We start from the raw sequence: 20,904 nt of genomic DNA, 5'->3' as shown, positions 1-20,904 counted from the left end.
GCGATGCTGATCGAGGCCGACCGCCCGCGCGTGTCGGTTCCCGCGGCGACCATGGCTCTGGCCCGGGTCGAGACCCGGCATCTCCTGCGTGGCGCGTTCTTCTGGGGTGGTCTGATCCTTTCGGTCGCGCTCGGCGTCGTGTGGTCCTGGACCCGCATGCCGTCCTGGGACACGTTCTCCCAGAACGCCGGGATGAGTTCTCTCGTGCTGGCCACCTCGCTGCTGATCGGCGCTCACCTGGCCACCGGCCGGGACCATCGGGCCGGCGCCGACGAGACCACCCGCACCATGCCGGCCGGGCGCCGGCGGCGAGGCGTCGCGATGCTGGTGGTGGTTCCGGTCGCCGCGGTGAGCGGAGTGGTGCTCTATCTCATCGAGTTGCTCCTGCTGATGCCGACCTGGCCGGTCGGGCGTTTCGACCCCTGGGCCGCAGCGGTCGTCGTCGTGATTCCAGCGATCGGCGCGGTCGTCGGCGTCCTGGCCGGCCGCCTCATGCCCGCGGTCGCGGCCGGTCCGCTCAGTGCGGTCGCATTCACCGTCCTGCTGATCGGGCTGCGGGTCCTGCCATCCTCCCCAGGCGGTTACGGCGAGGCCGTCTGGCTGGTGCCGAACCAGCCGTGGGAGGTCGGAGCGTCCCGGCCGACCGGATGGCACCTGCTCTATCTGCTCGGTGTGCTGGTCGCGATCACCGCGGTGGCCGCCTGGCGGGCCTGGCCGAAGATTTCGGCGGCGGTCCTGATCGCGGCGGTGGCCTCCGCGGGACTGGCCGTCGACCGTCAGTCCAGCGCTTCCGTCATCGAGATCCATTACCCGGAGGACACCGAGCCGCTCACCGGGGTCGCCGTTCTGAGCTGCCAGGCCGACCGGGAGGTCCGCTACTGCGCGCTGCCCCACCACGAGGGCTGGATCGGGCTGTGGCGAGAGGCGGTGGAACCGGTCATCGCTCATCTGCCGCCCGGAGCCGTCCGGCCCGCAGTCCGGCAGGTCGGCAACTCCCACAATCTTCAACCGATGACACCGGGCATGCCGGAGATCATCACCGCCGCCTCCTGGGGCCGCATCGGAGCGTGGGCCGACGACTCACGCGGCAGGATGACCCGTGACTACGTGGTGGCCGCGATCGGTGTGCGACGGCAGGCGCTCTTCTACGACAGCTGCGAGGGCGCCGGGCAGCACCGAACCGTGGCTGCCCTGTGGTTGCTGGCTCAGGCGACGCCGGGTGATGTCGCGCGCCTGCGGAGCGGCGAACTGCGGTTGCCCCGCGTGAACTACGGAGACGCTGAACTGCGGGCCGCCGTCGCGCTGTTGGACCGGCCCTATGCCGAGGTCGCCGGGCACCTGTCGGCGCACTGGGCGGAGTTGCTCGATCCGTCGTCGACTGCGCTGGCCGGAATCGGCGTCACTCTCACACCGCCGCCGGTTCCGGCCACCCCTGAGCCGGAGGAACCCGGCGCCGGGGGCGGGATCTGCCGGTGACCAGGCTCCTGATTCCACTGACCGGGCACCTCGCCCGCGCGGTCTCGTGGTGGCCGCTCGGGGTGGCGATCCCGCTGGCGGTCCTGGCTCAGGCGCCGGTGTTGGCGACCGAGCCGTCGCTCCGGGCGGTCCTGACCGGGTTGTGGCTGGCCGCCGGAGTGCTGGGGGCCGGCGCCGGCTTCGCGCTGCCCGATCTCATGGCGGCCACGGTGGTCACGCCGGTGCCCCGGTGGGTCCGGCAGTGGCTCCGGATCGGGTTGGTCCTGGCGCCGGCGGTGCTGATCTGGGCGGTGCTCCACGCCGTCGTGCGGTGGGCCGTCGCGCCCGAAGTCACCTGGCCCGGCGGCTTCATGATCCTCCAAGCCGCGGTGTGCGGCCTGCTGCCGATGGCGGCCGCGGCGATCGGGGCGCGCCACCGCGGCACCGCGACCGGCGCCCTCCTCGGGCCGGCGGCGCAGGGTCTCGTCCTGGTCGTGACCTTGTTCTTCGCCGAGCGCAGCTCGCCCTGGTCGATGCCGTCCGCGGACGGGTGGACGACCGCGCATCGGGTCTGGCCCGTGGCGCTGATCGTGGTCGTGCTCAGCTTGCTGCTCGCCAACCGCGAAGCGGCAGGACCACACGGCGCCTGATCGGAACGGTCTGCCAGGCATTCGCCCAACGCGGCGATGGGCCACGCAACAGGTCACGCAACGGGCTGCGCGGCAACGGGCTGCGCGGCAACGGGCTGCGCGGCGGCGGACTGGGTGGCGCCATGATCGCGACGGTGGATCCGCGGGAGCGCGGGTCCAACGGGGGCCGTCGGGATCATGGCGTCTTCCTCAGCTCGCGGAGTGATATCGGTCTGATTTTGTCGGTGGTACCCGGTACCGTGCCGCACCGTGAGCAACACGTTCCAGGTCGACCTGCGGGGCATCGTCGATCTGCTCAGTCACCACCTTTACGCGAGCCCCCGCGTCTACGTCCGCGAGCTGCTGCAGAACGCCGTCGACGCGATCACCGCGCTCGGCCCCGAGCACGCCGGCGTGGTGACCGTCGCTTCCTCCGACAGCACCGGCGACGGCACGCTGCGGATCGACGACAACGGCATCGGCCTGACCGAAGCTCAGGTGCACGAACTGCTGGCCACCATCGGCCGCAGCTCCAAGCGTGACGAGCTGGGCTTCGCGCGGCACGAGTTCCTCGGCCAGTTCGGCATCGGACTGCTCTCCTGCTTCCTGGTCGCCGACGAGATCCGGGTGCACACCCGGCGGGCGGGCGCCGACCCGGTGCTGTGGACCGGCTTCTCGGACGGCCGCTATGCCGTTCGTCCCGGGGCCGAGCGTGAGCCCGGCACCACGGTCACTCTGCTGCCGCGCCGCGGCGCCGAGGAGTTCCTGACCGGGGTGACGGTGACCGAGTTGGCCCGCACCTACGGTTCGCTGCTTCCGGTCGCGGTGTCGGTCGACGACCAGCGGATCACCACCGGCACCCTGCCGTGGCAGCTTCCACCCCAGTCCCGCCTGGCCTACGCCGAGCGGACGTTCGGCTTCAAGCCGTTCGACGTGATCGAGCTCAACGTGCCCGCGGCCGGTCTCACCGGCGCCGCGTTCGTGCTGCCCACCCCGGTCAACCCGGCGAACCGGGGCGGCCACCGGGTCTACCTGAAGCGGATGCTGCTCTCCGACAGCATCGAGGGCCTGCTGCCCGAGTGGGCGTTCTTCGCCCGCTGCGTCGTCGACAGCACCGAGTTGCGTCCCACCGCGAGCCGGGAAGCGCTCTACGACGACGGCCTGCTCGCCGAGACCCGGGACGCCATCGCCGACCAACTCCGTGGGTGGCTGGTGCGGCTGGCGGCGAGTGACCCGCGTCGTCTCCGCGACTTCCTGCGCATCCACCATCTCGGTGTGAAGGCTCTGGCCCTGCACGACGACGAGATGCTGCGCCTGGTCGAGCAGTGGTACCCGATGCAGACCAACATGGGTGAGGTCACCCTCGCCGAGTTCCGTGCCCGTCACGGCGTCCTCCGATATGTGGCCACCGCCGACGAGTTTCAGCAGCTCTCGGGAGTCGCCGCCGCCCAGGACGTGGGGTTGATCAACGGCGGCTACTTCTACGACGCCGAGCTGATCGAGCGGTTGGCCCTGATCGATGCGGAGGTGCGGGCCGAGCGGCTCGACCCGACCGATCTGACCACCCGGTTCACCGCTCTGGACGCCGATGTCGAACTGCAGTTGCGCCCGTTCCTCTCGGCCGCTCAGCGCCGGCTGGACCGGCTCGGCTGCGAGGTGGTGGTGCGCGCCTTCGACCCGGTCGCCCTGCCGGCTCTCTATCTGGTCAGCCGGGCGGCGGCATATCACGACGAGTTCACCGCGAGTCGTGATCAGGCCGACGACCTGTGGGGCGGGGTTCTCGACGCGCTCTCCCGGACGGTGCCGACCGACCGACCGCAGCTCGTGCTGAACCATCGCAATCCGCTGGTTCGCCGGGTGGCCACTCTCGGCGACCCTGAGCTGGCCGGTCTGGCCGTCGAGTCGCTGTACGGCCAGGCCCTGCTCCTCGGCCACCACCCGATCCGCCCGTCCGACGCCGCCCTGCTCACCACCTCGTTCCTGGGCCTGCTCGAGAGGGCCGTCCCGAGCGAGCGGAACGACGAGGAGACTCGATGAAGACCGCTGACGAGCTCTGGCAGTTGCTCGGCGAGGCGCAGGAGATGCCGTACGGCGCCACCCAGATCGCCCTGGTCGACCAGGTGCTCCGGCACGTGGACGCGACCGACGACCCCGCGCTCAAGTTCTCGGCCCGGCTGTTCGCGACCACCGCCTACATCTACGGCGGCGAGCAGGTGAAGGCGTTCCCGTCCTTCTCATGGTGCGTGGCCGATTTCGACCGCAACCCCAGCCCGTACCACGAACGCTGGATGCACAACCTGTTGTGGCTGTTCAAGAACATGGTCAGTTCGATGACCAAGTTTCCCGAGGTGCCGCTGGGCCGCACCTATGCCGTGCTCGACGACATGGAGCGGCGGTACAGGGAGAGCGGTCACGGCATGCAGCCGGTCTACAAGCACCGATACCTGGTCGCCGAGCATGTCGGGCAGACCGAGGAGGCGGCGGAGTGGTTCAGGCGGTGGCAGGCCGAGCCCCGCAACCGGCTCTCCGACTGTTCCGGCTGTGACCCGACCACCCTGGTGAACCACCTCGCCCGTGCGGAGCGCTTCGAGGAGGCCGCCGAACTGGCCGCACCGGTGCTCGCCGGTGACCTGTCCTGCAACGAGCAGCCGCAGAGCATTCTCGGCGAGCTGATGGTGGTCTATCTGAAGACGGGCCGCCTGCGAGAGGCGGCGGACGCGCACCGCCGGTCCTATCTGGTCATGCGCAACAACCTGGCCGATCTGTGGGAGATCTCAGAGCACATCCAGTTCTGTGCCCGGACCGGCAACGAGCATCGTGGTCTGGAGATCCTTCAGCGCCACATCGACTGGCTGGAGCGGGCGCCCTCACCGGCCGCCGCGATGAACTTCGCCGCGGGCTCGGTCCTGCTGCTGCGTCGGCTCACGGAGCTCGGGCACGGTGACACCCTGATCCGCCGCGGCGGCCGCGACGACATCACCGCCGCAGCCCTGGCCGAGGAGCTGACCACCTTCGCCACCGGGTTGGCCGCCCGTTTCGACGCCCGCAACGGCACCGATCATCAGAGCACCGTGATCACCGGCGTGATGACGGCCGAGCCCTACGGCGTCAAGGTGCCGCTCTCGGCCACCGCGAGGCGCGTCCCGGTCACGGCGGGAGCGGGCACCGAGCAGGCGGGAGCGGTCACCGGGAGGCCCGTCCCGGTGGTGGAGCCGGAACCGCCGATCGAGGTGCCGTCCTCGGCGACCGCCGCCGATCTGATCGAGCTCGCCGAGCAGTACTCGAAGGGATCCCGGGAGGATGCCGCTCGTACCGTGATGGAGGCTTTCGACGCGCGTTTCGAGGTGCCCGAGGAGCCGGCGCTCGCCGCCCGGCTGTGGGCGCTGCGTGGTTTCCTGCTGCCGGCCGACGCGCATGAGGAGACGGTGGCCGCCTGGGACCGGGGGGTGGATCTCTTCACCCGTGCCGGTGAGGTGGGTGAGGCGAACATGTTGCGTGCCCGCGTCGCCCTGGAGCGGGCTCAGTCCGAGGGCCCGAGCGAGGAACTGCTGGCCATCGTCCAGTCGAACGCGGATTACCAGGACGAGCACGGCGATCCGGCGATCCGGGCCGCCGCGTGGATGCGGGTGTCCCAGATGTTGCGGTTGCTGGACCGTCCCGGCGACGCCAACGAGGCCGGCGACCGCTCGGACCGGTGTGCGGAGGAGGCCGGCGACCAGCGGCAACTGGCCTATCACGCGTTGGTCCGTGCGCAGAACCGCGAGGCGGCGCACCAGCACGAGGAGGCCGTCGCGGCGGCCCGGGCCGCCTGGGACTTCTATCGGGAGCACGGGCCGGCCGGGCAGAGCGCCGAGGCGGCGATGGTCTTCGGCCAGCTCACCGATGATCCCGAGCAGGCCGTGGAGGCGCTGACCGAAACCTTGGCGGCGGGCCTGCCGGCTCCGGCGCTGGCCGCCCGGATCCACCGTGGCCGTGCGCTGGTGCGACTGGACCGGGCGGAGGAGGCGATCGACGACTTCGTCGAGGCGATCGCGCTCTGTGCCGAGGGCGCCGCGGGTGAGGGCTCGGATCGGGCCGGTCTGTTCGCCCGGCACGAGCTGGCGCAGGCCTATCACCACGCGGGCCGCCCGGCGGAGGCGGCCGAGGTGGGTGAGGAGGCGCTGCTCGGGTTCGACCGGCTGGGCTTCGAAGAGCCGGCCGGCGACACTCGGTTGCTGCTCGCCACGGTCTACCGTGATCTGGGCGACACCGATCGGGCACTGAGCATCTACCGGCACCTGATCGAGTGGTTGGAGGGCAATCCGGCCGGGCGGGGCCAAGTCGGCGAGCAGGCCGGTCAGCTCCTCTATGACATGGACCGTGACAGTGAGGCGGCGCTGACCTTCCGGGCAGCCGCCGAGTCGTTGCACGAGGCCGGCGATCTGGCCGCCGAGCTGCGCGTGCTGCGCCGCCGCCTGATGGCGCTGAACTTCGCCGACGAGGTCGCCGAGGCCGAAGAGGTCATCCGGTTGGCCACCCGCCGATATGAGGAACTGCCTGCTGAGCTGGCCACTCAGCCCGGGGTGCTCTGGGGCAGGTCGATATTCGCCTTCGAGGTCGGGAACCTGCTGATGCGACGCGGCCGCTATGCGGAGGCGCTGCCGCACCTGCGGGACGCTCCGGAGCGGCTGCGCGGCATCGGCGCGGCGGACGACGCCGACCGGGTGGAGGGCATGCTCGCTGAGGCGTTGCTGCGGTCCGGCTCGGCCCACGAGGCGGAGCGGATCCTGGGCGCGCTGCTGAAGCGGATGCGTCCGGACGCGCCCACCCGGGAACTCGCCGTCGACCTCTACGACGCGGCCCTGGAGGCCGTGAATCGGCTGAACGACCGTTAAGTGAAGGCTTGACATCGGGTTACAGTTGCGAGGTGACGACGGTAGATCAGCGGCATCGGACCACCCCGCCGGCGCCGAGGCGGCGGTCCCGCCGCGACGAGATTCTGGAAATCGCGGTGGGCCTGTTCGCGTCCCGCGGCTATCACGGTGTGTCGATGGACGACATCGGCTCGGCAGCCGGCGTCACCGGTCCGGCGCTGTACCACCATTTCGCCGGCAAGGAGGCGATGCTGGTCGCCGCGCTCATCCCGGTGAGCGAGAGTCTGCTGGAGGGCGGTAAGAAGCGTGTCGCCCGGCATCCGGAGGACGCGAAGGCCGCGCTCGCCGATCTGATCGACTTCCACGTCGAGTTCGCGCTGGCCAACCCCGCGGTGATCGCCCTGCACCTGCACGAGCTGGACCGTCTGCCGGAGGACCCGCGCCGCCAGATCCGCCGGCTCCAGCGGCTCTATGTCGAGGAGTGGGTGGCCGTGCTGTCCCGGGTTCGCCCCGAACTGCCCGCCCCCGAGGCCCGGGTGCTCGCGCACGCGGCGTTCGGCCTGATGAACTCGACACCGTTCCTGGGCGGCGAGGTCGATCGAGTGCGCCGTGCCGCCCTGCTGCGCGACGCGACGGTCCACGCGCTGATCGGCCACTGAGAAACCGGTCGGCCAGAACGAGTCACCGAGAAAGCCGTCCGGAAAGCTGGTCGGCTGATAAAGATTTAAAAAGGCATAAATCTACATAGGGATAAGCGCCCACAAGGCAGTCTGAACCCACGGAGAGAGGGCTCATGATCGAGTCACTGCTCATTGCCAACCGCGGCGAGATCGCTCGGCGGATCATCCGTACCGCCAAGCGACTCGGCATCCGCACCATCGCCGTCCACTCCGACGTGGACGCTGACATGCCGTTCGTGCTGGAGGCTGACGAGGCGGTCTGCGTCGGCCCGGCCAACCCGGCCCAGAGCTACCGCAACACCGAGGCGATCCTGGCCGCCGCCAAGTCGACCGGCGCGCAGGCTGTTCACCCCGGCTATGGCTTCCTCAGCGAGAACGCCGACTTCGCCCGTACCGTCGAAGCCAACGGCCTGGTGTGGGTCGGGCCCGGCGCCGATGCGATAACCGCGATGGGCGACAAGATCAATGCTCGGAATCTGATGGCCGCGGCCGGCGTGCCGGTCGCGCCGGGGTCGCCGGACCCCGCCGTGACCGTCGAGGCCGCGCTGGAAGCGGCCGAGGCGATCGGCTTCCCGGTGATGGTGAAAGCGGCTGCCGGTGGCGGCGGAATGGGCATGGCCGTCGCCGAGAACGCGGACGACCTCAAGAAGGAGTACGAGAAGGTCCGCACCTTCGCCGAGCGCATGTTCGGCGCCGGTGATGTGCTGATCGAGCGCTACTTCCCCCGGGTCCGTCACGTCGAGGTGCAGATCCTCGGCCTGGCCGACAGCCGGGTGATCGCCCTCTCCGAGCGCGAGTGCTCGGTGCAGCGCCGCAATCAGAAGCTGGTCGAGGAGGCCCCGTCGCCGGCGGTCGGTCCCGAGCTGCGGGCGCGTCTGCTGCAGGCCGCGGTCAAGGCCGGCGAAGCGGTCGGCTATCGCAACGCGGGCACAGTGGAGTGTCTGCTCGATCCGGCGACCGGCGAGTTCTTCTTCCTGGAGATGAACACGCGTCTGCAGGTCGAACACCCGATCACCGAGCTGATCCACGGCATCGACCTGGTGGAGCTGCAGCTGCGAATCGCCTCCGGCGAGGACGTCACGATCGAAGACGGGCAGAGCGGCCACGCGATCGAGCTGCGGGTCAACGCCGAGGACCCGAAACGTTTCTTCCCCGGCCCCGGCAAGATCACCACCTGGGTCGAGCCGAGTGGCGAAGGAACGCGAGTCGACTCCGGCTACACCGAGGGGAACACGGTCAGCCAGAACTACGACTCGCTGATGGCGAAGCTGATCGTCTTCGGTCTCGACCGGGACGACGCGATCGCGAAGGCCCGTGCCGCGGTGGCGGGTTTCCAGATCGCCGGCCCGAAGAACAACCTGCCCTTCTTCGCCGAGCTGCTGGAGAACCAGGAGTTCCTCTCCGGCGACTACGACACCGGCATCGTCGGAAGGATGCGGTGACCATGGTCTCCATCCGTGAGGTCGCTCCGCGCGACGGTCTGCAGAACGAGGACCCCATTCCCGCCGCCGCCAAGGTCGAGTTGCTCGACGCGCTGAGCCGGACCGGTGTGCGCCGGATCGAGGCGGTCTCGTTCGTCCACCCGAAGGCCATCCCGCAGATGGCCGACGCCGACGAGGTCTGGGCGAAGGCCTGGCACAACCCGGACGTGCGATATTCCGCGCTGATCCCGAACACCCGCGGCGCCCACCGTGCGCTCGCCGCCGGTTTCCGGGAGATAGAGGTGGTGGTGTCGGCGAGCGACACCCACAACCGCCGCAATCTGAACCGGTCCACCGAGGACTCGCTGGACGACATCGCGCAGCTGATCCCGCTGGTGCACGAGGCCGGCGCGACGCTCGAAGTGATCGTCGCGACGAGTTTCGGCTGCCCGTTCGAGGGCGACATCGACCCGGACCGGGTGGCGGGCATCGTGGCCCGGGTCCGCGCCGACGGTGCGGACCGCATCGCCTTCGGCGACACGACCGGCATGGCGACTCCGCGGCGGGTCCGTGACCTTCTCTCCGCGGTCCGCCCCGACCTGCTGCACTTCCACGACACCAGGGGTACGGGTCTCGCGAACATCCTGACCGCCCTGGACCTGGGGATCACCGAGTTTGACGCGAGCGCGGGCGGGCTGGGCGGCTGCCCGTACGCTCCGGGCGCTTCCGGGAACGTCGCCACCGAGGAGGTGGTGCACATGCTTCACGACATGGGCATCGACACCGGAATAGACCTGGACAGTCTGCTGGAAGCGGCGGCTCTGGCGGAGCGTCTGGTCGGGCGCACCTTGTCCTCGGGTGTTCTGCGAGCGGGGCCACGCACGCGTCTGGTGTGATTTTCTGCGCTTTCCCCGCGGTCAGTTTTCCGATTTGTCCGCGTGACTTCCCGCTCGCCCCCGTCGTTACCAATACCGAGTGACCAATACCGCCCTGTTCTGGAAGTTCCTGACGAACAGGTTTAATCGGTCACCGATCGACGACGAGGGGTAGATCATGACGGGTCGGGAGGTCGAGCGCGACGAGCGCACGGCAAGCCGGTCCTCGGCGATCACCCGCGGCGGCTCCCCGCTCATGCCGTCCCACAGCCAGGGGGCGGAGCGGCGGCCGGAGCGCCGCGCGGGACACACCGGATCCCGGTGGCTCCTGCGTGCACTCGTCATCGGTGGGCTGGCCGGGGTGGCGTGGCTGCTCACCGGCTCCGCCGCACACGCCGCGGACCAGGGTGACGAGCCGTCCGGCTCGCTGCTCGGGCCTGTGCCGCAGTTCGCGACGGAGACCGAACTCCTCGAAGCGGCCGTCCAGCCGCCGGAGTCCACACCCAAGAACCACCGGCCCCATGCCGTGACGTCGATTCTCACGGCACCGGAACAGGTGCTGTCCGGGCCGGTGGCGATGCTCGACGAGGTTCTGCTCGACGAGGTCGCGCACGACGGCTCCGCGATCGACGCGAAGACCGCCGGTGTGCCGCGGCGTACGGCGACCCCTTCCCCGCGCGCCAGCGGTGGAACGGCGGACGACGGGACGCTGCCCGTGTCGGCGGGAACCGTTGCGGAGCCCGTGTTCGAGCTACCGGCGGAGATCTCACCCGAGATCCCGGTAGCCGACGATGTCACCACGCCCGCCGGGACGGAGCTGGAACAGCCGGAAGAACCGGCTGTCACGCCCGCTCGGGTGGCGAAGGTGGCAGCGAGGGCCGGCGTGACGCCGGCCCGCAAAGCCAAGATCCAGTCCCGGTCCCGGGTTCACCGGCACATTCCGGCCGCCCGGCCGGCGTCGGAGACCGCCCGTGACGACGTGCCCGGCGACGACGGGCCCGTGTCGCGGCGCATGAACCTCGGAGCAGTCAGCGGTATCCCGGCCGGTGGGCCGGGAGCGTCTGCGGAGGCCGGCCCGATGGCCGTTCTTCCGGCCCGGCTCGCGAACGGTGCGGTGGACGACCACCGGCTTCCGCTCGCGGCTGGTGTCGCGGCTCGGCGAAACGACGCCGAGGCCCCGACCGTCTCACCTGACTGAGGGTCATCACCACCTGTCGCCGGCGCTTCGTAGAGCGTCCATGCCCCGCGATTCCTCAACCGTTTGCGCACAGGCGGCGAGTCGTCCGAGGGAACACCACTGAACCGCGATCCGAAGCGCCAACCATGGCGCGCGTCGACAGGCGGAGTCAGGGCCGGATAAATCGCGCCAGGGCACCGCTGCGCCCGAAAGCGGGCTCCGGAAGTACCAACTGAATACGCGTGTAGATCATTTCTGACCATTTGCGAAAGGCATCCCTTTTCTCATGAAGAAGACTTGGGTTCGTAAGACTCTGAGTGTCGGTGTCCTCGCCGCCGGCGCCCTGCTGCTCGCTCCGGCAGCCTCCGCGCTGGCCGACACCGACCAGGTCACCACGGGCAACTTCGGCACCCTCAACGGCACCCAGGTGGCCATCCCGGTCACCGTGCCGGTGAACGTCGTCGGCAACTCCGCCGGCGTCCTGGGCGCGGCACAGAGCTTCGGCGTCGGCGCCAACCAGGTCGAGAGCGGCCGTAACGGCGGCGGGACCCGCCAGGCCTCGTTCCAGAACCGTGGCTTCCTGAATGGCACCCAGGTCGCGGTTCCGGTCACCGTTCCGGTCAACGTGTCCGGCAACGCCGCGGCGGTGGCCGGCAAGGCGAGCGCCACCGGCGTCTCCGCCAACCGGGTCGAGAGCGCCAAGGCCACCGAGCACGGCTGGAGTGGCCTCGGCGGCTTCGGCGGTGGCAACACCGACCAGGTCAGCTTCGGCAACTACGGCACGCTGAACGGCACCCAGGTGGCCATGCCGGTCACCATCCCGGTCAACGCGTGCGGCAACTCGCTCGCGCTGCTCGGCTCCGCCAGCTCCACCGGCATCTGCGCCAACCAGGTCGGCGGCGGCTTCGCCCGCAAGGCGGCGCACCCGCTGGAGAGCAAGTCCGCCAAGGCTGCCAAGCGCACCGAGAGCGGCCCGTGCATTGCGTACGTTCCGTCAGGTCCGTGCGGCCCGCAGGGCTCCTGGGTGTGGCCGGCGGCCGCGGCCAACCAGGCCAGCTTCGGCAACTACGGCACGTTCAACGGCACCCAGTTCGCGGCGCCGATCACCGTTCCGGTCAACGCGTGCGGCAACTCGCTGGGTGTGCTCGGCTACGCCAGCGCACACGGCGTCTGCGCCAACAACGTCGGTGGCGGCTACGCCCGCCCGCACCAGTGGGTCAAGCCGCTGGTCCCGGTCTACCAGCCCGGTTACGTCCTCGGCGAGGACGACTGCGACGAGTGGAACAACGAGCCGGTCGCGGACGACTGCGGCAAGGACGACAACGGCGGCGTCCGTGGCGACAACGACGGCTACCCCCAGGGTGACGTCCGTGGCGACAACGACGGCTACGACAAGGGCGACGTTCGTGGCGACAACGGCTACAACGACGTGGCTCCCGACAACGCCGGCTACGACAAGGGCGGCAACCGTGACAACGCGGGCGAAGCACCCGTCGTCGCGGACGACAAGGGCAAGGCCCCGCACGACGCCGGCTACGTGAGCCCGGACAAGTACGGCAACAAGGCCGGCGGCCGCAGCGCCGAGAAGTCCGCGGTCAGCGGCCTGACCAACAACGTCGGTGGCCTGGGCGGTCTGGACCTGCTCGGCAGCCTGCGCTGATCTGGCGCGGTGACAGGCCGGGTCGCGCCGGTCCCGGGCGTGACCCGCGTCGGCTCCTGACGGTGCCGATGACCGCCGGCGCTACTCCACAGTGCCGGTAGCAGTGAAAACGGACGGGAGCCCCCCGCAACGGGGGCTCCCGTCCGGCATTGCCGCAGTCCACGCAGTGAGATAACCTAACGCTCGTTAAGCTTGCATCGTCCAGTGCGGATGCGGGCGACGATGCACAGTTGCGGAGGCGGCATGGACGGGGAGGCTCTGGCCGGAGCGCGTAAGCGTGTACTGGCCGGCGGTGCGGAGCGTTACCACGCCGCCAACGCCGCCAAGGGCAAACTCTTCGCCCGCGAGCGGATCGCGCTCCTGGTCGACGAGGACTCGTTCGTCGAGGACGGCCTCTTCGCCAACAGTCTCGCTGACGGACTGCCCGCGGATGGTGTGATCACCGGAGCTGCCCGGATCGACGGCCGGGACGTCTGCCTGATGGCGAACGACTCCACGGTCAAGGCCGGCTCCTGGGGCGCCCGCACGGTCGAGAAGATCATCCGGATCATCGAGCGGGCCTACGAGCGCGGCGTGCCGATGGTCTACCTCGTCGACTCGGCCGGCGCCCGGATCACCGATCAGGTCGACCTCTTCCCCGGCCGCCGCGGCGCCGGGAAGATCTTCCACACCCAGGTCAAGGCTTCGGGGGCGATCCCGCAGGTCTGCGCGCTGTTCGGCCCGTCGGCGGCCGGTGGGGCGTACATTCCGGCGTTCTGCGACGTGGTGGCCATGGTCGACGGCAACGCGAGCATGTACCTGGGATCCGACCGGATGGTCGAGATGGTCACCGGTGAGAAGACCACGCTGGAGGCGATGGGCGGCGCCCGGGTGCACTGCACCGAGTCCGGCGTCGGGCACTTCCTCTGCAAGACCGAGCGTGAGGCGCTCGACGTGGTCCGCACCTACCTGTCGTACCTCCCCTCCAACTGGACCGCGCAGCCGCCGGCGGCCGCCGCCGCCAACCCCGCCGGCATCGACCTCGCCGCCCTGGTCCCGGCCAGCGAGCGGCAGGCCTTCGACATGCGGCGGTACGTCAAAGGCCTGGTCGACGAGAACTCGTACTTCGAGATCTGGGCGCTCTGGGCTCGTGAACTGACCGTCGGATTCGCCCGCCTGAACGGCGAGGTGGTCGGCGTGGTCGGCAACAACTCGATGTTCAAGGGCGGCGTGCTCTTCGTCGACTCGGCCGACAAGGCGAGCCGGTTCGTGCAACTCTGCGACGCCTTCAACGTGCCGCTGCTGTTCCTCACCGATGTGCCGGGCTTCATGGTCGGCACCGCGGTGGAGAAGCAGGGCATCATCCGGCACGGCGCCAAGATGATCACCGCCATCTCCGAGGCCACCGTGCCGAAGATCTGCGTGGTGGTCCGCAAGGCGTATGGCGCCGGGCTCTACGCGATGGCCGGCCCCGGGTTCGATCCGGACGCCACCATCGCCCTGCCCACCGCCAAGATCGCGGTAATGGGCGCCGAGGCGGCGGTCAACGCCGTCTATGCCAACAAGATCGCGGCGATCGAGGACCCGGACGACCGGGCCGCGTTCGTCGCCGAGCGCCGCGCGGAGTACGAGCGCGACATCGACATCATGCGCCTGGCCAGCGAACTCGTGGTGGACGCCGTGGCCGAGCCGGGCGATCTGCGGGTTGAGCTGGTGCGGCGATTCTCCGCCGCGCGCGGTCGGGACCGCTCCTTCTCCCGGCGACGGCACGGCGTCACTCCTGTGTAGAGAGGGGCATCCGGTGGTCGACTTCCGCCTGGGTAAGGAGTACGAGGACCTGCGTGCCAGCGTGCGGCAGTTCGCCCGCGAACAACTGGCCCCGGTCATCGCCGAGCACTACGAGAACAAGACCTTCCCGTACGACATCGTGCGCAAGATGGGTGCGATGGGCCTTTTCGGGCTGCCGTTCCCGGAGGAGTACGGCGGGATGGGCGGCGACTACTTCGCGCTCTGTCTCACGCTGGAGGAACTGGCCAGAGTGGACAGTTCGGTGGCGATCACCCTGGAGGCCGCGGTCTCACTGGGCGCCATGCCGATCCACCGGTTCGGCACCGAGGAGCAGCGGCAGCGCTGGCTTCCCCGGCTGACCAGCGGGGAAGCGCTGGCCGCGTTCGGCCTGACCGAGCCGGACACCGGCTCGGACGCGTCCGGCACCACCACCCGCGCTGTTCTCGACGAGAGCACCGACGAGTGGGTGATCAACGGGACGAAGGCGTTCATCACCAACTCCGGCACGGACATCACCTGCCTGGTCACGGTGATGGCGGTGACGGGCACGAACCCGGACGGCAGCAAAGAGCTGTCGACGATCATCGTGCCGTCCGGGACGCCCGGTTTCACGGTGGCGCCCGGGTACTCCAAGGTCGGCTGGTGCGCGTCGGACACCCACGAGTTGTCCTTCGACGACGTGCGGGTGCCGGCGGCCAACCTGCTCGGCGAGCGGGGCCGCGGTTATGCCCAGTTCCTGCGCATCCTGGACGAGGGCCGCATCGCCATCGCCGCGCTCTCGGTCGGCCTGGCGCAGGGCTGCGTCGACGAGTCGGTGACGTACGCCCAGCAGCGCAGCGCCTTCGGCCGCCCGATCGGCAAACACCAGGCCGTGCAGTTCCTCATCGCCGACATGGACATGCGCGCCCATGTGGCCCGTCTCGGCTATTACGACGCCGCGGCCCGGATGCTGGCCGGCGACGACTTCAAGCGGCACGCGGCCATCGCGAAGCTCAACGCCAGCAACGCCGCCATGGAGAACAGCCGGTACGCGACCCAGGTGCACGGCGGGTACGGCTTCATGAACGAGTCCGCGGTGGGCCGGTTCTACCGGGACGCCAAGATCCTTGAAGTCGGCGAGGGCACGTCCGAGGTGCAGCGCATGCTCATCGCCCGAGGTCTGGGGCTGTAACTCTCCGCCCTCGGGCGTACCGCGAATATCGTCAGGCGGGCAGTGCGGTCTCCGCGCTGCCCGCCGTCGCGCAGGGGTTGACCGCGTCGCGGATGGTGCGCAGCGAGTCGAGCAGTTCCGTCAGTCTCTGTTCGGGCAGAAGCCCGACATACCACCGCTGGACCAGCTCGAGGTGCCCTGGGAGCACCTCGGCGAGCCGCGTCATGCCCTCGTCGGTGATCACCGCGTAGGAGCTGCGGCGGTCGCTCGGGCACGCCTCGCGGCGGACCAGGCCGGTGCGCTCCATGCGGTCGACGACGCGGGTGACGCCGCTGGTGGAGAGGGTGGTCTGGCCGGCCAGGTCGGTCATCCTCAGGTGGTTGCCCGGGGACCGGGCCAGGCGCATCAGCACCTCGAACTCCACCTGCGAGAGTCGGTGCTCCTCGAACTGTGCGGCGAGCCGGTTCATCAAGCCCGTGTACGCCTCGGCGAGCAGTCCGACTGCAGTGAGGCGAGGGTCGTCCAGGTCCTTGTTCACGTGACGAACTGTACCAGGCACTTGACAGGAGGAATATTGCTGAGCATATAGTTGCTCCGTCAGACAAGCATTCCCGCAGAGCTTCGAAAGAAGGCAGTGTCATGACCGTCAGCACCCGTGAGTTCGAAGGTCTTCAGATCCCCGCCGCCGGCACCTACGAGCTCGACGCGGCGCACAAGCAGGTCGGCTTCATGGTGAAGCACCTCATGGTCAGCAAGGTCCGTGGGCAGTTCGCCGAGGCCAGCGCCACGATCGTGGTCGGCGAGAACCCGCTGGACTCCTCGGTCACCGCCTCGATCAAGACGGCCAGCGTCGAGACCGGCCAGATCGACCGTGACAACCACCTGCGCACCGGCGACTTCTTCGAGGCCGAGAAGTACCCGACGATGGAGTACCGCAGCACCGGCGTGAAGTCGCACGCGGGCGCCGAGTTCGTGCTGTCGGGCGAGCTCACCATCAAGGGCGTCACCAACCCCGTCGAGCTGGTCGTCGAGTTCGAGGGCGCCACCACCAGCCCCTACGGGCAGCACGTCTTCGGTTTCAGCGCGCACACCGAGATCGACCGCGAGGACTGGGGCCTGACCTACAACATGGCCCTGGAGGCCGGCGGCGTGATGATCGGCAAGAAGATCAAGATTGAGATCGAGGGCGAAGCCATCCTCCAGCAGGGCTGACCGTGCCCGATCGAGAAGCGCCGCCCGTTTCCGCCAGCGGCGCTTCTCCTGTCGCTGGCGGTCCTCCTCCCGGGATGGCAGGGTGAACCGAGCGCAAGCGTTCGTTCACAGAGCGGTGATCGACGTTGGTTCGTCCTTGGCCGTCCTGGGAGGGCACATGGGCAAAGAACTGGGCACCGCCGTCTTCTCGCCGCATGACCGGGTCCTGTTCCGGCGGAAGGTGCGCTGCTGCGTCGATGTTCTGACCGGCATGCTGGCGAGCGAGCCGTTCGGTTCCGGCGGCCCCACCACCGGCCTGGAAATCGAGATCAACCTGGTCGACGCGGAGGCCGCCCCGGCGATGCGCAACGCCGAGATCCTCGCCGACCTCGGTGATCCGCGCTTCCAGCCCGAACTCAGCCGGTTCAACCTCGAACTGAACGTCCCGCCCCGGCTGGTCTCCGGCGACGGCCTAGGCGACTACGAACAGGACATCCTGGACGCTCTCCGGGCGGCGTCCGAGTGCGCCGGCAAAGGCGAGAGCCGCCTCGCCCTGATCGGCATGCTCCCCACCGTCCGGCCCGGCCACCTGGTCCTGGCCAACCTCTCCGACAACGAGCGGTTCCGGGCGCTGGACCGCGAGATCGCCGGAGCCCGCGGCGACGACTTCCGGATCGACATCGATGGCACCGAGCATTTGGTGGCCAGCAGCGACACGATCGCGCCGGAAGGCGCCTGCACGAGCACCCAGTTCCACATCCAGGTCGCGCCGGCCGACTTCGCGCGGTACTGGAACGCCTCCCAGGCGATCGCCGGCGTGCAGCTCGCGCTCGGCGCCAACTCGCCCTACCTCTACGGGCGCAGGCTCTGGGCGGAGACCCGGATCCCGTTCTTCGAACAGGCCACCGACGCGCGCCCGGACGAGTTCAGCGCGCAAGGCGTCCGGCCCCGGGTCTGGTTCGGTGACCGCTGGATCGACTCGGTCCTCGACCTCTACGAGGAGAACCTCCGATATTTCCCGCCGCTGCTGCCCGAGCTGAGCGAGGAGGACCCGGTCGCGGTCCGCGCCTGCGGAAACATTCCCCATCTGTACGAGCTACGCATGCACAACGGCACCGTCTATCGCTGGAACCGGCCGGTCTACGACGTCTCCGACGGACGGCCCCACCTGCGGGTGGAGAACCGGGTCCTGCCCTCCGGCCCCTCGGTGGCGGACCTGGTCGCGAACGCCGCGTTCTACTTCGGACTGGTCCGGCAGCTCGTTGAGGAGGACCCGCCGATCTGGGCCCGCCTCGCCTTTGCCACGGCCGAGGCGAATTTCCGGGCCGGCGCCCGGGACGGCATCGAGGCTGACCTGACCTGGCCGGGACGGGGCGAGGTGGCGGTGACCGATCTGGTCCGTGACGTGCTGCTGCCACGGGCGCGCACCGGCTTGGACCTGCTGGGAGTGCGTCCGGCCCAGCGGGACCGGCTGCTCGGGATCATCGCGGACCGGTGCCGGACCGGCCGCAACGGGGCGACCTGGCAGACGGCGGCGGTCGGGGCCGCCGAGGCGCGTGGCCTGTCCCGGGCCGCGGCCCTGTGCGAGATGACGCAGCGCTACCTGGAGTACCAACGATCCAACGAGCCGGTCCACACCTGGCCGATCTGACGACCTCTACGGGCGCTTTTCTGGTTCGTCCGGATTGATCCGGGCGACCGTCGGGCTCGCCGGGGGCGGGGTGATCGTCGAGCGCGTCGTCTCGCCGTTGCCGTTCCGGCGTTTCGCGGGCGCGCGGCCGGTCTGCCGGGCAGCCGCGGCGATCTCCGGATCCACCACGGCCGGTTTCGTGGGCTTGTCCGGCACCGTCGCACGCGGGGTGGCGGGGGTCGCCCGGCCGGTCGCGGTCGCCTTCACCGGTAGCGCGTCCTTGACCGCGGGCGTCTCGCCCGCCGGCGGCGCCTCCTTGACCGGTGGCCTCTCGCCCGCAGGCGAGGCGTCCACCGGCTCCGGGACGGCCGCTCGCGGCCGATCGAGACGGCCGTGCCGGCCCTGGGCGATCCCCACCGCGAGCGCGGAGCCCCCCAGACCGGCGAGGGCGGCGTACGGCGCGATGAGGTACGCCGACTCCAGCGGGCCCATCACCTCGGTCAGCTGTGGAGCCAGAGTCAGGAAGGAGAAGGCGACCAGCAGCGGCCCGACCGCTCCGGAGATCGCCGTGCCCAGCCCCACCTCGCCCCGCCATGCCGCCGGAGCCGCCGCCACCGAGCCGATGATGAACGCCGCAACCAAGGTCAACAAGGCGCTCGGCCAGTAGATCCCGCCGTACTGCACCGGACTGACCGACTCGGCGAACTGCCAACTGGTCAGGTACGTCTCGAAGTCACGTCCACTGGCCAGCTCGGCAACCACGCCGGCGACCGCCAGCGCCCACAGCCAGAGCGCGGTCCCGATCAGGTTGGCCGCGACCGGGCCGGAGGACACCGCCCAGAAGGCGACCACGAGCCCGGCGAGCAGGCCGGCTAGCGCGTAACCGCCGGCGACGAGTTGCGGGGAGACCGTGTCGGCGCGCACCGCGGCGCGGGCCGGCAACGCCACCAGGGCGAGAGACACCAGCGCACCCAGCGCCGAGGCGAGCGCCAGCGCGAACCGCCAGAGCCCACGCCACCGGTCCGCGCGCTCGGGGCGCAGCCGCCCGGCGATCACCGCGCCGAGAACGGTCGCGCTCGCCGTGATCCAGGTGGCCCAGCCGAGACTGCCCAGCCACGCGCTGTCACCCTCGATGGCGGTCACCGGCCAGGCGATGACGCCCAAGCCGTACCCGAGGCCCAGTTGTGCGGCCCCGGTGCCGGCGGCGATTCCGGCCGCCGTGGCGGCTTGTGCTGTCCAGCCCTTCTCGGCCATGCCGCGCACTGTACTGGCCCGCGCCGATGTCTGGGAAATGGTCGCCCCGGTTGCTTTCCCCTGGTGGAAACCACACTCGTCGCGCAAGATTCGATACCTTGACGCTGCACTGGAGCGGATGTACGGAGCGGAAGGACGCGGCGATGGCCGAGGAGCGCGATCCGGACCCTGTGGACGATCGTCCCGAATCGGACGACCGCGACGTCTGGACCGGCCGGGCCGGAGTGCGGCCCTACGGCGCTGTCCCCCGGAACCCGTACGACGAGGACAGCGACTGGACCGACCCCGGACAGGCTGAACCGTCGGGCCGGTGGTGGGCGCCGATCGCGGTCGGCACCGTCGCGCTGGTGCTGGTCGGCCTGCTCGCCGTCGGGATCGCGGTGATCGTTCGGAACACCGGCGGAGACGCGGAGACACCCGGGGACACGCCGCCCGCCACCCGTCTGACGAACGGCCCGGACCCGGGAGTCACCACGCCGGGCACCGGCGCGACGGCCACGACGCCGACCACCGAACCCTCCGACCAGGAGGTGAACGTCCCCGCGCTGCGGGGAATGCCCCTCGCGGACGCACAGGCGGCGCTGGCTCGCAGCGGCCTGAAGTGGCGGGTGATCCGCCGCGAGAGCGACGCCGAGCCGGACACGGTGATCAACTGTGACCCCGCCGAGGGCCAGCAGGTGCCGTCGGACACCCGCGTGACCCTCATCGTCGCCGTCGCACGGCAGGGCACACCGACCACTCCGCCGGCCGCCGTGCCGTCGGCCAGCGCTTCCGGTTAGCGGTTGGTGGTGCGGGCCGTCCGCGCGGGGAGGACTCCCGGGCGGGTGGCTGGCTGACGGCCGTTGCGGGCTCGCGGATCGGGCGCCTTCCCGACCTGACGAAGCCCGTTGACCTGCACAAAGATGGAACGGCGCTCGACCGCGTCACCGGCCGAGTTCAGTTCGTAGCCATCCAGCCAGACCCAGCCTTCATACGTCGGCCAGTCGTGGACCCGGATGACCCGGAAAAGCATCGGTGATGCGAATTGGACGCTGGCCGCCTTCGTCACGTGGATGACATCACCGGACCGAGGTAGAACCACGTCATCTCCTGCCCTGAGACCCGTGTGGAGTGTGGACTTTGGTGACTGGTGCATCAGTTTGCCGCCTGAATGCACTTTTGC

Annotated in this window: 17 protein-coding genes; 14 read left to right on the top strand and 3 right to left on the bottom strand. The window is 70.0% G+C overall.

Going from position 1 to position 20,904, the window contains the following annotated elements:
* Positions 1–3: 3 nt before the first annotated feature.
* The 11 genes from QLQ12_RS30465 (at position 4) to QLQ12_RS30415 (ending at position 15,688) form a co-directional block, all read left to right on the top strand.
* A complete protein-coding gene (locus tag QLQ12_RS30465; protein WP_282759033.1) occupies positions 4–1,476 on the top strand; it encodes a hypothetical protein in 1,473 nt (490 codons plus the stop codon).
* On the top strand, positions 1,473–2,105 hold the full coding sequence (locus tag QLQ12_RS30460; RefSeq protein ID WP_282759032.1) for a hypothetical protein: 633 nt from the start codon (positions 1,473–1,475) through the stop codon (positions 2,103–2,105). The genes QLQ12_RS30465 and QLQ12_RS30460 overlap by 4 nt, the downstream gene beginning before the upstream one ends.
* Positions 2,106–2,354: 249 nt before the next feature.
* On the top strand, positions 2,355–4,121 hold the full coding sequence (locus QLQ12_RS30455; RefSeq protein ID WP_282759030.1) for an HSP90 family protein: 1,767 nt from the start codon (positions 2,355–2,357) through the stop codon (positions 4,119–4,121).
* Positions 4,118–6,958, top strand: coding sequence for a tetratricopeptide repeat protein (locus QLQ12_RS30450; protein WP_282759029.1), 2,841 nt, complete (start codon positions 4,118–4,120; stop codon positions 6,956–6,958). Before QLQ12_RS30455 ends, QLQ12_RS30450 begins: the two co-directional genes overlap by 4 nt.
* Positions 6,959–6,990: 32 nt before the next feature.
* The gene (locus tag QLQ12_RS30445; protein WP_282759027.1) at positions 6,991–7,596 is read left to right on the top strand and encodes a TetR/AcrR family transcriptional regulator; all 606 of its coding nucleotides are present in this window, start codon (positions 6,991–6,993) and stop codon (positions 7,594–7,596) included.
* 134 nt (positions 7,597–7,730) lie between these two features.
* A complete protein-coding gene (locus QLQ12_RS30440; protein ID WP_282759025.1) occupies positions 7,731–9,059 on the top strand; it encodes an acetyl-CoA carboxylase biotin carboxylase subunit in 1,329 nt (442 codons plus the stop codon).
* Between the two features lie 2 nt (positions 9,060–9,061).
* On the top strand, positions 9,062–9,934 hold the full coding sequence (locus QLQ12_RS30435; RefSeq protein WP_282759023.1) for a hydroxymethylglutaryl-CoA lyase: 873 nt from the start codon (positions 9,062–9,064) through the stop codon (positions 9,932–9,934).
* Between the two features lie 157 nt (positions 9,935–10,091).
* Positions 10,092–11,111, top strand: a complete 1,020-nt coding sequence (locus tag QLQ12_RS30430; protein ID WP_282759021.1) for a hypothetical protein — start codon at positions 10,092–10,094, stop codon at positions 11,109–11,111.
* Positions 11,112–11,376: 265 nt separating this feature from the next.
* Positions 11,377–12,750 carry a chaplin family protein gene (locus tag QLQ12_RS30425; RefSeq protein WP_282759019.1) on the top strand — a complete coding sequence of 458 codons (1,374 nt, stop codon included), beginning with the start codon at positions 11,377–11,379 and terminating at the stop codon, positions 12,748–12,750.
* 243 nt (positions 12,751–12,993) lie between these two features.
* Entirely contained in the window at positions 12,994–14,517 is a 1,524-nt protein-coding gene (locus QLQ12_RS30420) for an acyl-CoA carboxylase subunit beta (RefSeq protein ID WP_282759018.1), read from the top strand.
* Positions 14,518–14,530: 13 nt separating this feature from the next.
* Positions 14,531–15,688, top strand: a complete 1,158-nt coding sequence (locus tag QLQ12_RS30415) for an acyl-CoA dehydrogenase family protein (RefSeq protein ID WP_282759016.1) — start codon at positions 14,531–14,533, stop codon at positions 15,686–15,688.
* Positions 15,689–15,719: 31 nt separating this feature from the next.
* Here the strand turns inward: QLQ12_RS30415 and QLQ12_RS30410 are convergent, their stop codons facing one another.
* The gene (locus QLQ12_RS30410; protein ID WP_282759015.1) at positions 15,720–16,205 is read right to left on the bottom strand and encodes a MarR family winged helix-turn-helix transcriptional regulator; all 486 of its coding nucleotides are present in this window, start codon (positions 16,203–16,205) and stop codon (positions 15,720–15,722) included.
* 101 nt (positions 16,206–16,306) lie between these two features.
* On the opposite strand from QLQ12_RS30410, the gene QLQ12_RS30405 reads away from it, so the two are divergent.
* On the top strand, positions 16,307–16,879 hold the full coding sequence (locus tag QLQ12_RS30405) for a YceI family protein (RefSeq protein ID WP_282759014.1): 573 nt from the start codon (positions 16,307–16,309) through the stop codon (positions 16,877–16,879).
* A 157-nt stretch (positions 16,880–17,036) separates the two neighbouring features.
* The gene (locus tag QLQ12_RS30400; protein WP_282759012.1) at positions 17,037–18,509 is read left to right on the top strand and encodes a glutamate--cysteine ligase family protein; all 1,473 of its coding nucleotides are present in this window, start codon (positions 17,037–17,039) and stop codon (positions 18,507–18,509) included.
* A 6-nt stretch (positions 18,510–18,515) separates the two neighbouring features.
* On the opposite strand, the gene QLQ12_RS30395 is transcribed toward QLQ12_RS30400, so the two are convergent.
* The gene (locus QLQ12_RS30395; RefSeq protein WP_282759011.1) at positions 18,516–19,742 is read right to left on the bottom strand and encodes a Hansenula MRAKII killer toxin-resistant protein 1; all 1,227 of its coding nucleotides are present in this window, start codon (positions 19,740–19,742) and stop codon (positions 18,516–18,518) included.
* A 98-nt stretch (positions 19,743–19,840) separates the two neighbouring features.
* Between QLQ12_RS30395 and QLQ12_RS30390 the strand changes: the two genes are divergently transcribed.
* Positions 19,841–20,521, top strand: coding sequence for a Stk1 family PASTA domain-containing Ser/Thr kinase (locus QLQ12_RS30390; RefSeq protein ID WP_282759010.1), 681 nt, complete (start codon positions 19,841–19,843; stop codon positions 20,519–20,521).
* On the opposite strand, the gene QLQ12_RS30385 is transcribed toward QLQ12_RS30390, so the two are convergent.
* Positions 20,518–20,877, bottom strand: coding sequence for a hypothetical protein (locus QLQ12_RS30385; protein ID WP_282759387.1), 360 nt, complete (start codon positions 20,875–20,877; stop codon positions 20,518–20,520). The genes QLQ12_RS30390 and QLQ12_RS30385 overlap by 4 nt on opposite strands.
* Positions 20,878–20,904: the final 27 nt, after the last annotated feature.

The organism is Actinoplanes sandaracinus, assembly GCF_030009775.1.
GTDB classification, from domain to species: Bacteria; Actinomycetota; Actinomycetes; order Mycobacteriales; family Micromonosporaceae; genus Actinoplanes; species Actinoplanes sandaracinus.
The sequence above is the reverse complement of the archived record's forward strand: the minus strand, read 5'-3'. Positions and strand labels throughout refer to the sequence as shown.